The following is an 11,808-nucleotide window of genomic DNA, read 5'->3' on the forward strand; positions in this document are numbered from 1 at the left end:
TTCGGTGCTGCCTCTGCTGACTCGCTCAAAGGCTGCTAATAATGTTTCAACTTCTGTTTCTCTGCCGTAGAGTTTTTCGGGGATGAGGAAATGGTCTGTAATATCCCGCGTTCCCAATGCAAACGTCTCAATGTTACCCGTGTTTTGTAACTGAGCCAGACAATTTTCTAAATCGTGTTTCAGTCCTAATGCAGTCTGATAGCGATTTTCCGCATTCTTTGCCATCAGTTTACTAACAATTTGCGATAAAATTAGGGGAACTTCTGGCTTGATTTGATGTACCGGAATCGGCTGTTTTGCTAGATGACAATGCACTAACTCCATTGGGTCGTCTGACTCGAATGGTAACTGTGTTGTCAACAATTCATAGAAGGTCACACCGAGGGAATAAAAGTCACTCCGATAGTCAATGCCTCGATTCATTCTTCCTGTTTTTTCTGGGGAGAGATAAGCTAAGGTTCCTTCGAGGGTGTTGGGATTCTGGATTTCTTGGGTTTCTCTCGGCAGCAGGGAAGAAATACTGAAGTCAATGAGTTTAATTTCTTTGCTATGTGGGTTAATCAGAATATTGGCGGGTTTGATATCTTTATGAATAACTCTGTTTTGATATAGAGAGTGGAGAATATTTGCTAGTTTGAGGGCTAGGTTGAGAAAGTTTTCTAAAAATACAGATTTATCGGGTTGGTTTTTATTAGTTGCTGACGGGATATAAGTAGACAGGGAAACTCCTCCAAAGTCCTCCATTATCAAAGCATAGGCGTTTTTGTAAGGTGCTAAATCGAGGGGTTCAACCACTCCCGGCAGACGTAGATTTTTGGCAATGGTATATTGATTGCGGAATTGCAGCAGTTCGCTGAAGCTGGGGTATTCGTTTCGCAGCAGTTTGATGACGACTGGAGTGCGATCGCTCTCCCGAACACCGCGATAGACTAAAGTGCGAGATCCTGCATAGAGTTGCTCTGTTATGCGATACCCTGGCAGGTCAGTAATTGTCTCCATTTTCCAGTTCTCAATAAATAGGGGGTTACTATATCTCTAGTTTACTCAGCCAACTTGAAAAATTCTCAATGGCCTCTAATGTTCCTGTAATTGTCAGTGGGCATTCTGTACGAACGATCGCAGTTCGTTGGATAGTGAAGCCATATTATTAATTGTTTTACAGGTTTTGATTACCAACTGATAATAAGCGGCAATCCAGGCCGGAAATCTACCTGTTGTCCCTGCACTTCTCCATCAAAACCGAGCTCGACAAAATACTCGGTTCCTATCCGCAATTTTAATTGATTTGTCTCAAGCACTGCTTGAAGTTCAGGTGACGGATTATTTGCAGCAGGACTGACTAATTCTACACGAGTAATTTCCCGGAAACCAACACCATGATCCAAAGGCTGTGACTTAGGGGCCGAGTCTCGATCTGGACGTTTACCAAAGGCAATTTGGAAAAGCATGGGTTCAGTCAACACATCACTATTTGTTCCTACTGCAATACTCATAGTTTCAGATAAATAAGGTGGACGATATGCCCAACTTGAAAATGCAACTGTGTCCTCAGCACCTTTGGCTGGACGCAAACAGATGCCAAATGGACACGCACCATTATTCCGATTTGTCGATCGCTCCCAAAGACGAGTCTGATGAATTGGCTCAGACTGCGCCTCTTCTGGATCGTGAATCCATAACAATTCCAACATTGCGTTATGGAAAAAGAAACAGCGATTGGCTGTACCTTGTCCGTGATGAATGCGAGATCCACCCTCAACTAAACCGAAGGATGATAAACGATTAGCTTCCGAAGCACCAATATCAGTAAGGATGAAAAGATGGTCGAATTCAACTGTCATAGAATTATTCATCGAATTACTCCATCGCTCAAGTAATTTTAATCCTCTGTGATTGCTTTTTTTCCGATCGCCACGCTGATGCTGCACAGCGTACTGTACCAAAGCCCAAAACCTGTACTCAGTAAATCTTTCCCAATCTAAAATCTAAAATCTAAAATCGGTCGCCCCAACCTTCAAGTTACAACCAGATTGAGGAACCATCCGCCCGCATCCAGCAGTCTCAACATCCAGTTACCGACAATTCTGCTAAAGTCAGGTCATCCAAGGAGTGCATCTTGTAGAGAGGCGATTCGCAGCCTCTGCCCCGAAAGCAGTAAAATCCCATCAGCTTGTCACCTGCAACCCGATCGGCAGTAAGTTAAAAATTAAGGTAGTTTGAAAATAATCGCCCAAATTTGAAAGAAGCCTTGACATCTGACCTAAACTCTCTAACTTAGACCCTCTAGCTGCGCTGCCATCCACATTTAAAAGATGCCATGTCAACCTTAGTCATCGTCGAATCTCCTACCAAAGCCCGCACCATCCGCAACTTCCTGCCCTCCACCTACCGTGTAGAGGCATCGATGGGCCATGTCCGCGACCTACCATCCTCCGCCGAAGAAATACCAGAAGCCGTTAAAGGAGAAAAATGGGCGCAACTGGGCGTAAACGTGGAAGCAGACTTTGAACCCCTCTACGTCATCCCGAAAGATAAAAAGAAAATTGTTAAAGAACTCAAAGACGCCCTCAAAGACGCCACAGAACTGATACTAGCTACTGACGAAGACCGAGAAGGCGAAAGCATTTCCTGGCATTTGCTGCAAATCCTCAAACCCAAAGTTCCCATCAAGCGGATGGTGTTTCACGAAATCACCCGCGAAGCTATCCGCGACGCCTTAACTCACTGTCGCGATATCGACAATCGAGTAGTACAAGCCCAAGAAACTCGCCGAATTCTCGACAGACTCGTCGGTTACACACTCTCTCCGCTATTGTGGAAAAAAATCGCTTGGGGTTTGTCCGCCGGTAGAGTACAGTCAGTCGCAGTCAGGCTTTTGGTGCGCCGGGAACGGGAACGCCGCGCCTTCCGCCAAGGTAGTTACTGGGATTTAAAAGCCCTTTTGGAAAAGGGCAAAATTTCCTTTGATGCCAAACTCGTGACAGTCGGCAATGTAAAAGTTGCAAACGGCAGCGATTTTGATGAAAATACCGGGCAAATTATCGCAGGCCGCCGTGTACTTTTGCTGAACGAAGAACAGGCGCGGGCTTTACTCTCACGCATTCAAAACAAACCCTGGACTGTCGGGAATATTGAAGAACGGCCAGTCACCCGCAAACCCTCGCCACCATTTACAACCTCGACTTTGCAGCAGGAAGCTAACCGCAAACTGAGGCTGGGTGCGCGGGAAACTATGCGAATTGCCCAAAGTCTCTACGAACGCGGTTTTATCACCTATATGCGGACGGATTCGGTACATTTGTCCGAACAGGCGATCGCAGCGGCGCGCAGTTGCGTGCAAGAACTTTACGGCAGCGAATACCTCAGCCCCCAACCGCGCAAATACACCACCAAAAGCAAAGGCGCCCAGGAAGCCCACGAAGCTATCCGTCCGGCAGGCAGCACTTTTCGGACTCCGCAGCAAACGGGATTGGATGGGATTGATTTCCGCCTCTATGATTTGATTTGGAAGCGGACAGTCGCTTCTCAAATGGCCGATTCCCGCCAAACTCACGTTACGGTACAAACTCAGGTAGAAGATGCCGGTTTCCGTTCCAGCGGCAAACGGATTGATTTTCCAGGCTTTTTGCGGGCTTACGTGGAAGGTTCCGACGATCCGAATGCGGCGTTGGAAGACCAAGAGGTGATTTTGCCGGCGCTGAAGGTGGGGGATAAACCTAATTGTAAGGATTTAGAGGCAGTTGGTCACGAAACTCAACCTCCCGCCCGCTACACGGAAGCTTCTCTGGTCAAAATGCTCGAAAGCGAAGGTGTGGGCCGTCCGAGTACCTATGCGAGTATTATCGGTACAATTGTCGATCGGGGATATGCCAAATTAATAGCTAACGCCCTAATTCCGACCTTCACCGCTTTCGCCGTCACGACTTTATTGGAAACACATTTTCCTGATTTAGTAGACACCGGTTTTACTTCCCGAATGGAACAAACCCTCGATGAAATTGCCACGGGCGAGGCGAAATGGCTGCCGTATTTGCAAAAGTTTTATACAGGGGAAACCGGACTCGCAACCCAAGTCAAAGAACAGGAAAGTCAGATTGACGCGAAAGTTGCCCGAACTGTGGTATTGGAGAATATTACTGCTAAAGTCTGCATCGGCAAATTCGGCGCCTATCTGGAATCTGAAAGCGAAGAAGGCTTGGTAAAAGCATCTATTCCCCAAGATTTGACGCCGGCAGATTTAGATCCGGAACAAGTGGAGTTTCTGTTAAAGCAAAAAACCGAAGGCCCGGAAAAATTGGGTCTTCACCCGGAAACTGGGGAACCGATTTATGTGCTGATTGGCAGTTATGGGCCATACGTTCAGTTAGGGGAAGTTTCGGAAACGAACAAGAAACCGAAGCGGGCTTCTTTACCGAAGGGGACGGATAAGGATAGCGTGACGCTGGATATGGCGGTGAGTTTGTTGACTTTACCTCGCTTGTTGGGTACTCACCCGGAGACGGGGGCGAAGGTGCAAGCTAATTTGGGGATGTACGGGCCTTATGTGGTGCATGACCAGGGTAAGGTGGGGAAAGATTATCGATCGATCAAACCGCCGGATGATGTTTTGACGATAACGCTCGATCGGGCATTGGAAATGTTAGCCCAACCGAAAGCCGCCCGCGGCAGCAGCAAAACAGCTACACCTTTGAAGGAATTGGGCGCGCATCCAGAATCGGGAGAACTTATCAATGTTTACGACGGCCGTTATGGGCCCTACGTCAAACACGGCGATATCAATGCTTCTTTGGCTAAGGATGAATCTGTGGAGAATTTCACCTTACAAAAAGCACTGGATTTGTTAGCAGCGAAGGAAGCAGCGGGCGGCGGAAAATCTAGCAGCAAGTCGAAGAAGTCAACTAAGACTGCGGCGGCGAAATCGGAAACTGCAACGAAGAAAACAACTACTGCGAAGAAAACCACTGCGGCGAAGTCAGAAACTGCGGCGAAGAAAACCACTGCTAAAAAGACGGAGACTGCGGCGAAGAAAACCACTGCTAAAAAGACGGCGACTGCGACAACAGCCAAGAAAACAACTAAGTCAAGTTAGCAGGATTTACGCACTGTACGGTCAGAAACCGGGTTTTTTGCAATAATTTGTTTTAGCAGACAGATTCGGTAAAAAATCCGGTTTCTTCGATCGCGCCTTGCGTAAGTAGGTCGGCTCTTTCTAAAGTAATCCTTTGGTTCTCATGATATAATCAAAACTATCCATGTAGTAATTGGAGTAATTGAATCACCATGATAGCTGAACTTATGGTACAACCTTCCTACTGGATCGATCGTGAGATTTCGATTCAGAAAGTCAGAAATCTTTACTTATTCAAATTTACGGAAAACCTGCAAGCCCGATTAGAAGAGCTAGCCGACAGAAAAAAGGCTAATCTTTTAACTTCAGAAGAGGTTGTAGAATTAGCAAGCTTACTAGAACTAGATCGGATTTTTACCTTAATTAACGCTAAAGTTATAGCAGCCTCATGTCCGTAAACCGCGCTACTAGAAACTTAGTAAGAAGTAGAGCTAATTTTCTTTGTGAATATTGCCATTCAGCAGAAGAAAGTAGCTCTACTCTATTTACGATAGATCATATTTTACCTCGCTCGATTGGTGGTAGCGATGAGCTTGAAAACTTAGCTTTAGCTTGTCATCGCTGTAATAATAATCGCTATAATTTTGTCACGGGTACTGACCCAGAAACAGAACAAGAAGTAACTTTGTTTAACCCCCGTCAACAGCAATGGTCTGAGCATTTTAACTGGTCTGCGGATGGTTTAGAAATAATGGGTATTACTCCAACAGGTAGGGGAACCTGCGATCGATTAGACCTTAACGATCTATATCATAATGAAGGAGCAATTATCCGAGCTCGTCGTTTATGGATTAGGGCAGGGTGGCATCCTCCCTCTAACGATCCTCGCCAAAATTCATAATATTGATAAGAACAGTTGATTTTAATCATATGCAAGACGTTCGCCTTGAGAAAAATATTGAATATCTCAAATCAGTTATCCGTTCGTGGGCGCAACAAAAAGAATTATGGCACGATTGCACATTTAAGTCATGGAATGAACATTTTGATGATGAACCACCAGAAAATCCATGCGTTTTAGTTCTCTGTGCTTCTGGGCAACTTGGCGAAATTCTATATAACTATGGTAAACTATACGATGAATTTGACGAACTAACTCAGAATACTGGGTTCTACGTCGAGAATTATGGAGGTGGAGTATTTACATTTGAGGTTATTGATGAAGAGTTAAAAGAAGCATATCGTAACTACTTTGAATGGCGATGGATTTGCGATTTAGTACAACCAGATTTTTCGGATCTGTATGAAGAGGTTTATGAACGGTTTCATAAATCTCCTGATGATTTATACCACCTCGATCCCAGAAAGTTTGAGGTTTTACTTGATGGGATATTTCGTAATAACGGGTATCACACTAAACTTGGTTCTGGTCGATCTGACGGTGGTGTAGATATTCGCCTGTATTCTAACGATGTGATTGGTGAAGTTGTGACTCTAGTGCAAGCTAAGAGATACGCCACATCCAATCCAATCGACCTTCAAGCAGTACAAGCTTTAAGTGCTGTTGTTGAAGACGAACGAGCAAATCAAGGACTTTTTGTAACAACTTCACGATACTTGCCTTGTGCTCAACGCTTCGCCGCTAGACAAAAGACACGGATAAAATTAGCAACTTCAGACGAGGTGAGTCGCTGGTCTTTTTACGCCGCCGAGCGTATTATTCGTGATAAATCTAGTCTAGTAAAACCTGACCACTTGAAATATTTACTCAATTTAAATGGTTTAACAGATACGCTGGAAGGTAAGATTTTTCGTGCTACTAAATACTATGGGATGATTTGGAACTGTTTTGCGATAGTTCTTCGAGATTCAAAAGGAGCTGCTTTACTCATGGAACTCCCAAGGACTACGGTCAGTATAGTTGGTGATTCTTTTCGAGGATACGAGATCCCAGATACAGGGATTGCTGCTCTTTCCTATTTAAATGCAGAAAAGGTGTTCAGAGCAAAAAAGAAGTACAAAAATGATGGTGAACTTTATCTATGGGGAAATTTAAAGCTTTATTCTCTTTGGGATGGTATACCTCAGTATTACGATTGGTGTGATTAATAATCATCATTAGACATCTCCAATAATTATTGTGGAACAGGCATCTTGCCTGTTCAAAATAGGAAATTCTTGCTATGACTCTTACTCTTTTCTTTCTTAACTGGTAGCATTAAGGCCCCCTTCAGATTTAATTGCGAGCGGCCACAGCGGTTTTTATATTGACAATAATATCTGTTATGAAATACTTGAATCTGTGGGCGGGTGCCATCCAGCACTAACCCACTGACGCCTGACACTAACAACAATATTATTGTTTAGTTGTAGTGCTGTGACTGTGGCGCGACCGCAGTCTGTAAGTCCAATAATTTCTGTAGCGTCTTCACTCCAAGCAAAATTTTGTGGCCATTGTTGAGTGCGCGGATTAAACAACTTAACGTGCTTTTGCGTGACCTTATCGAATGCGTCAGTTTGGGTTCCTTTGTAATTATTGCACAGACTACAAGCCAGCCAGAGATTTTCTTCCTCGTCAGTACCGCCAATCGCTTTAGGAATAATATGATCAATTTCCAATATTCCCAAAATATACTTTTCTAAACTGCGACAATAACCGCATCGGTTTTGAGCTTGTGCGCGAACTCTGGCTCGCACTTGTTCGGAAATCGCCATTTTCCTTATCCTTTTAATGGTTCGAGCAAGCCGCGCCGCACTGCTTCATTTAAGGCTTGAGCTTGTCGCAATAGTCGAGTTTCATATATGTGGATTAATGCCTGCAATTCAGCCAGTTCTACAGATGCGATCGTACCGGATTGTTGGCGGTCTAGCAATTCACTCAATCGTTGTTCTTGGACTGGTTGCAGCCGGAGTTGAGTCTGAGTGATTACTTCTGAATCAGACAGTGCTGATACTGGTTTAGCGGTTGGTAAGAGAAAATTTTCCAGAGTTTCTACTAGAATCTCACTCACGGTGCGGTGGCGTTGCAGCGCTAGCAATTCTGCTTGGTGATAGACTTCATCTGGCAAATTTAGGGTGATTTGGGCGGTCATAGGTGCAAAGCTATGAAACTAATATTTATATTATGCCATATTTTACTTTTAGTATTAGACATCTGCCAAAAAGAAATGAAGCAGGATCTCGCTTGCTAAAAATACGGCGACAGCGACAAAGAAGAAAACCAAGTGAAATTAGTTTAGTTTTCACTCATCCAGAAACCCGGTTTATTAAAAAAACCGAGTTTCTTTATTTATAAAATATTAGCCAAGCTGGCAAAAATTGGTTTGTACTTCCGTCCTTAAAATTCTCTTCGGTTCTCTTCCTTTGTGTCATAAACGTCTGCGCGGTTCCATCGCCCCTATTTTGTTTGAGACATCTCAACTCAAACTCTTGTCAAGCCTACCTTTGCAGCTTGCTTTTCACCCGTCGGCGAAATCATCCTATTTACTTATTGACAATTGCTCCTCTCTGTTAAATTGTCAGGGATCGAACATATAAGGTTAAAAATTGTATCATAAGCAACAGAAAGTACCCAATGGTTTATGTAGTGGCTTACAATTGAGAAAAGAAACAAGATTAAGAGGCGCGATCGCTATGAATATGGATATGAATGAAAATCTAGACTGGGAAGAAGCATTTGAGTACCGAGCGGGCTTAACAGTGGAGTTGAAGTCTCAGCCTGGGGTTTTGCATACGATCGCTTACTATGAAGTGATGATGGTACCGCCCATCTGGTTAGAAAATGACCCGCGTCCCCGGTATTCTCACGAACTGCGAGTCGTTTCCCACCAACCAACTGTGTCCAATGTTTGCCGGATTTCCCAGTGCCCTGTTTTAGTCGCCTCCTAGGTTTTTTCAGCGGGAAATATTGGCGGTGGCATCTAGCCAGCAATCAAACCGATGCAGTGATTTTCGGATTGAGATTGCTTGAGTTTACTTTGTGGCGATCGCTTAAGATATAGATTGCGCCGAGAGTGCGATCGACTCGAATCACTTGACTTGTTAATGTTTCAAGTGAGAAAATAGCCTGATTAATGTTACCAGCCCTTCTTGTTACATCATCCTCTCCCCTACAGACAATAATTCCAACATTGTCAGGCTGTAACCTGTGCAGTCTGATAAAATAACGGCGATTTAGAGTTAAAATATCTCGATTTTCACTTACTGCAAAAGCTAACACTTCTTGGTCAGGAATTTTTGGTTATCCTTTCCGGCTTCTTGCACTGTCAGAATATTGTGAATCCTAGGGCGCAGCAATTCTACAACCACTCTGGGAAATTGTTCGTCAGTATAAACACGTGCCATCATCTTAATCATCGTCATTCTCGCCGATAGCTATTTCAATTTCATTTGAAAAAGCTGCCGCATAAGCCCAGGCATTTGCTAAATCAGTAGCCGTTAGTGTGGGATAGTTATCTAATAGTCGAGACTCGTTGATACCCAAGCGACGAAAGCTCTCCAGCACCCAAACAGGAAAACGAGTATTTCTGATACAAGCATCACCGCCACAGACACCGGGAGTTTTGTTAATTTCTTGCCCGATCTTAGCTAAGTTTTGGGTTAATAAATTGATGTAGTCAGGAATGAACGAGAGTTGATTTATTAACTATCCATCGCAAAAAAAACTCCTACGTCATTCGTTCGTAGTGCTGGCAGAGGTTGGATCGCTCTCAGGGAAAACAAAATATTTTCTCAGATTTTCTCGTTGTGTAAATGCTAGATATTGAGCCGTCATATCGGGGGTTAGAAACTCTAGCAACAATCTGTTTTCTACCCAAAGCATCATGAAATCAAAGCCAAAGCTAGCGCGTTGTAGCAGCCAGTCTTCACGGGCGGCAATTTGCTCAATTTGTTCGATGCTGGCAGGGACAGATAGCATGGCATGAGTTGCTGTGAATGTAGAAGCAGCCGTATTTTGTATATACGCACGCAGCTCCTCATTATCACCGGATGTTATCTCAGTCCCCAAGGGATAAACTTCAATTTCTGTACCATATTCATCAAAAGGGAAAACGATATAGCCGTCTGGGCTAAAAGGATGAGGTGTTGGTTGCCCATCCAAAATTTCAGCCAGAACTTGTGCAACGTGCTGGGGGTTTTGAGCAGAAATAGAAAGGTGATGAATCATTAGAGTAACGTTATTAATTGGTTGATGTGTAAACAAACGAGATTAGCTCATGAAGTTGAACGGAAACTAAACAGTGATTGAGTTTCTTAATGAGCGATCTGCGCTTCGCTATAGGCAAAAAAATGATGAGTCATTCGCTCATAATGCTGGCATAAATTCGATCGCCCAAGTAGATAATCAACAATTGGGGTTTCAAAGCGCGGCTGCAGGAAGTTACCAATGTAGCCATAGGCAGTCGCATCTAATGTGGTGGGTTTATCTCCCATAAAAAACGGTTTGTCTGCCAGAAAGTCTGAGAGAGCTTTAAAATCAGCACAGATTATCTGGGCAATTTCCTCATGACTGTGACGACCGATTCCATGAGCCTGCATCTGCGATCGCATTGTTTTACCAAACTCTTGGGCAAAAGGTTCTGATACCTCTAATGGGAGCTCAGGGAAGAGCGCACGGGCTACCACTGCTCGAAAGCGTTGCCAGTTTTCTTCTATACCGAAGCGAGTCTCGGCTGCGCCCCAGTAAGTGTTCTCTTTGATCATGCGGCGAAATGCTAGAGAGATCGATCGCTCAACGGGGGTCAAACCAGCATCAAGATCAATCCCTTCTGTTTGCTTTAACATTTCGATGATTAAGAAAGCATCACCGACAATTTTACCTTGATAGTCGATAAAAGGAATTTTACCCTTGGGGGCAAGCTCAAAACTTTGTGCTATCACGATTACTTTGTTGTAGGGCAGCTTTGCCATACGGAGCCAAGTTTCAAGCTCTAGACAGGGTGGGCTGATGCTACGTAGTTCCTCAAAAGATGGTGCAGTGTATAAAGTAATCATTGTCAAGACCTCGCTGATGCTGTTAGATGATTTGTCGGTTCAACCCAATAAAGATGCTTTTGCTAGTCGCCGTGCTGCTTCAAGTAATGATGATCGATCGCCCTAATCAATGTGGTTCCTGGGGAGTTGCGATCGGCGCTAATCGCTTTGCCCTGTCGCTCTGGAATACAACCCGCAGCCTTTAATCAAAATATATTTGTGGTGAACAACTGACGGATGATACTCAGTTTTAGAGCTTAAGCGAATATACAAAACTTTAGCAGGAAAGGAGTTAACAGCTCATCAGCAAGCAGCCCGAAAAAATAATTTCACATATAAATAATTCTCACCTCTACCGTGAGAAGTATCTTTTCTACACCCCAAGGCTTTCACCCCCCACAACCCAGCTTTCGTGGGTCAAAATTGCGCGCTTGTTACCCAAAAATTAACGTTGATTTAAACTTTGATTGAGAGAAAAGTGATATACAATTCAATTGTTTACTTGCAAAACATGAAGTAAAAATAAACAGTGTCACCAGTAACAAAATAATATCCCGCGTCAGTTACAAGATCCATCGCATTTCTCGATCGCACTTTACAAAACAACCAAAACTCAGGAGTCAATCGCTGATGGTGCTAGGAACAACCGAGATCCCGCAATTAAAGCCGCTTTCCGACTCAGAACTACATAAAATGAACGCCTACTGGCGGGCGGCAAACTACCTATCCGTCGGACAAATCTATCTCCTCGACAACCCCCTACTCAA

16 protein-coding genes are annotated in these 11,808 nt (G+C 44.0%); 7 read left to right on the forward strand and 9 right to left on the reverse strand.

All coding sequences use genetic code 11. From position 1 onward, the window contains the following. Both QUA45_RS25495 and QUA45_RS25500 read right to left on the reverse strand, forming a co-directional pair. Positions 1-999, reverse strand: a 999-nt coding sequence (locus QUA45_RS25495) for a protein kinase domain-containing protein (RefSeq protein WP_333222523.1), incomplete at its 3' end; no start/stop codon positions are given. Positions 1,000-1,169: 170 nt separating this feature from the next. Next, on the reverse strand, positions 1,170-1,853 hold the full coding sequence (locus QUA45_RS25500) for a VOC family protein (protein ID WP_333183331.1): 684 nt from the start codon (positions 1,851-1,853) through the stop codon (positions 1,170-1,172). Between the two features lie 464 nt (positions 1,854-2,317). Between QUA45_RS25500 and topA the strand changes: the two genes are divergently transcribed. From topA to QUA45_RS25520, 4 genes are all read left to right on the forward strand, one after another. Beyond that, the gene (topA, locus tag QUA45_RS25505) at positions 2,318-5,089 is read left to right on the forward strand and encodes a type I DNA topoisomerase (RefSeq protein ID WP_333222525.1); all 2,772 of its coding nucleotides are present in this window, start codon (positions 2,318-2,320) and stop codon (positions 5,087-5,089) included. Positions 5,090-5,280: 191 nt separating this feature from the next. After that, entirely contained in the window at positions 5,281-5,526 is a 246-nt protein-coding gene (locus tag QUA45_RS25510) for a hypothetical protein (RefSeq protein WP_015178580.1), read from the forward strand. Beyond that, positions 5,517-5,969, forward strand: coding sequence for an HNH endonuclease signature motif containing protein (locus QUA45_RS25515; RefSeq protein WP_333222527.1), 453 nt, complete (start codon positions 5,517-5,519; stop codon positions 5,967-5,969). The genes QUA45_RS25510 and QUA45_RS25515 overlap by 10 nt, the downstream gene beginning before the upstream one ends. Before the next feature lie 29 nt (positions 5,970-5,998). Beyond that, positions 5,999-7,177, forward strand: coding sequence for a restriction endonuclease (locus tag QUA45_RS25520; protein WP_333222529.1), 1,179 nt, complete (start codon positions 5,999-6,001; stop codon positions 7,175-7,177). A gap of 174 nt (positions 7,178-7,351) precedes the next feature. Here the strand turns inward: QUA45_RS25520 and QUA45_RS25525 are convergent, their stop codons facing one another. Together QUA45_RS25525 and QUA45_RS25530 are read right to left on the reverse strand one after the other, a co-directional pair. After that, the gene (locus tag QUA45_RS25525) at positions 7,352-7,783 is read right to left on the reverse strand and encodes an HNH endonuclease signature motif containing protein (RefSeq protein WP_333222531.1); all 432 of its coding nucleotides are present in this window, start codon (positions 7,781-7,783) and stop codon (positions 7,352-7,354) included. 5 nt (positions 7,784-7,788) lie between these two features. Further along, entirely contained in the window at positions 7,789-8,160 is a 372-nt protein-coding gene (locus QUA45_RS25530) for a hypothetical protein (protein ID WP_333222533.1), read from the reverse strand. A 553-nt stretch (positions 8,161-8,713) separates the two neighbouring features. Here QUA45_RS25530 and QUA45_RS25535 point away from each other — a divergent pair. Continuing rightward, positions 8,714-8,956 (forward strand): hypothetical protein, encoded by a 243-nt coding sequence (locus QUA45_RS25535; protein ID WP_333222534.1) that lies wholly within the window; start codon positions 8,714-8,716, stop codon positions 8,954-8,956. A 43-nt stretch (positions 8,957-8,999) separates the two neighbouring features. On the opposite strand, the gene QUA45_RS25540 is transcribed toward QUA45_RS25535, so the two are convergent. The 5 genes from QUA45_RS25540 to QUA45_RS25560 all read right to left on the reverse strand — a co-directional run bounded on the left by QUA45_RS25540 (position 9,000) and on the right by QUA45_RS25560 (position 11,062). Further along, a complete protein-coding gene (locus QUA45_RS25540; protein ID WP_333222536.1) occupies positions 9,000-9,287 on the reverse strand; it encodes a DUF5615 family PIN-like protein in 288 nt (95 codons plus the stop codon). Then, entirely contained in the window at positions 9,281-9,430 is a 150-nt protein-coding gene (locus QUA45_RS25545) for a hypothetical protein (RefSeq protein WP_333222537.1), read from the reverse strand. The genes QUA45_RS25540 and QUA45_RS25545 overlap by 7 nt, the downstream gene beginning before the upstream one ends. Next, a complete protein-coding gene (locus QUA45_RS25550; RefSeq protein ID WP_333222545.1) occupies positions 9,417-9,710 on the reverse strand; it encodes a DUF433 domain-containing protein in 294 nt (97 codons plus the stop codon). The genes QUA45_RS25545 and QUA45_RS25550 overlap by 14 nt, the downstream gene beginning before the upstream one ends. Before the next feature lie 30 nt (positions 9,711-9,740). Further along, entirely contained in the window at positions 9,741-10,235 is a 495-nt protein-coding gene (locus tag QUA45_RS25555) for a hypothetical protein (RefSeq protein WP_333222539.1), read from the reverse strand. An 86-nt stretch (positions 10,236-10,321) separates the two neighbouring features. After that, the gene (locus QUA45_RS25560; protein WP_333222542.1) at positions 10,322-11,062 is read right to left on the reverse strand and encodes a glutathione S-transferase family protein; all 741 of its coding nucleotides are present in this window, start codon (positions 11,060-11,062) and stop codon (positions 10,322-10,324) included. A gap of 53 nt (positions 11,063-11,115) precedes the next feature. On the opposite strand from QUA45_RS25560, the gene QUA45_RS25565 reads away from it, so the two are divergent. Together QUA45_RS25565 and QUA45_RS25570 are read left to right on the forward strand one after the other, a co-directional pair. Continuing rightward, positions 11,116-11,247 carry a hypothetical protein gene (locus QUA45_RS25565; protein ID WP_333222544.1) on the forward strand — a complete coding sequence of 44 codons (132 nt, stop codon included), beginning with the start codon at positions 11,116-11,118 and terminating at the stop codon, positions 11,245-11,247. Positions 11,248-11,671: 424 nt separating this feature from the next. Next, positions 11,672-11,808 (forward strand): hypothetical protein (locus QUA45_RS25570; RefSeq protein WP_333222547.1); only part of this gene is annotated, 137 nt, incomplete at its 3' end.

The sequence above is a fragment of the Microcoleus sp. Pol12A5 genome (assembly GCF_036701435.1).
In the GTDB taxonomy this organism is placed as follows: Bacteria; Cyanobacteriota; Cyanobacteriia; order Cyanobacteriales; family Microcoleaceae; genus Microcoleus.

Coding starts and splice junctions, on each gene's coding strand:
- QUA45_RS25555 (WP_333222539.1), bottom strand. CDS start 10,235: ATGATTCATCACCTTTCTATTTCTGCTCAAAACCCCCAGCACGTTGCA.
- QUA45_RS25510 (WP_015178580.1), top strand. CDS start 5,281: ATGATAGCTGAACTTATGGTACAACCTTCCTACTGGATCGATCGTGAG.
- QUA45_RS25520 (WP_333222529.1), top strand. CDS start 5,999: ATGCAAGACGTTCGCCTTGAGAAAAATATTGAATATCTCAAATCAGTT.
- QUA45_RS25545 (WP_333222537.1), bottom strand. CDS start 9,430: ATGACGATGATTAAGATGATGGCACGTGTTTATACTGACGAACAATTT.
- QUA45_RS25530 (WP_333222533.1), bottom strand. CDS start 8,160: ATGACCGCCCAAATCACCCTAAATTTGCCAGATGAAGTCTATCACCAA.
- QUA45_RS25500 (WP_333183331.1), bottom strand. CDS start 1,853: ATGAATAATTCTATGACAGTTGAATTCGACCATCTTTTCATCCTTACT.
- QUA45_RS25535 (WP_333222534.1), top strand. CDS start 8,714: ATGAATGAAAATCTAGACTGGGAAGAAGCATTTGAGTACCGAGCGGGC.
- QUA45_RS25525 (WP_333222531.1), bottom strand. CDS start 7,783: ATGGCGATTTCCGAACAAGTGCGAGCCAGAGTTCGCGCACAAGCTCAA.
- topA (WP_333222525.1), top strand. CDS start 2,318: ATGTCAACCTTAGTCATCGTCGAATCTCCTACCAAAGCCCGCACCATC.
- QUA45_RS25515 (WP_333222527.1), top strand. CDS start 5,517: ATGTCCGTAAACCGCGCTACTAGAAACTTAGTAAGAAGTAGAGCTAAT.
- QUA45_RS25560 (WP_333222542.1), bottom strand. CDS start 11,062: ATGATTACTTTATACACTGCACCATCTTTTGAGGAACTACGTAGCATC.
- QUA45_RS25565 (WP_333222544.1), top strand. CDS start 11,116: ATGCTTTTGCTAGTCGCCGTGCTGCTTCAAGTAATGATGATCGATCGC.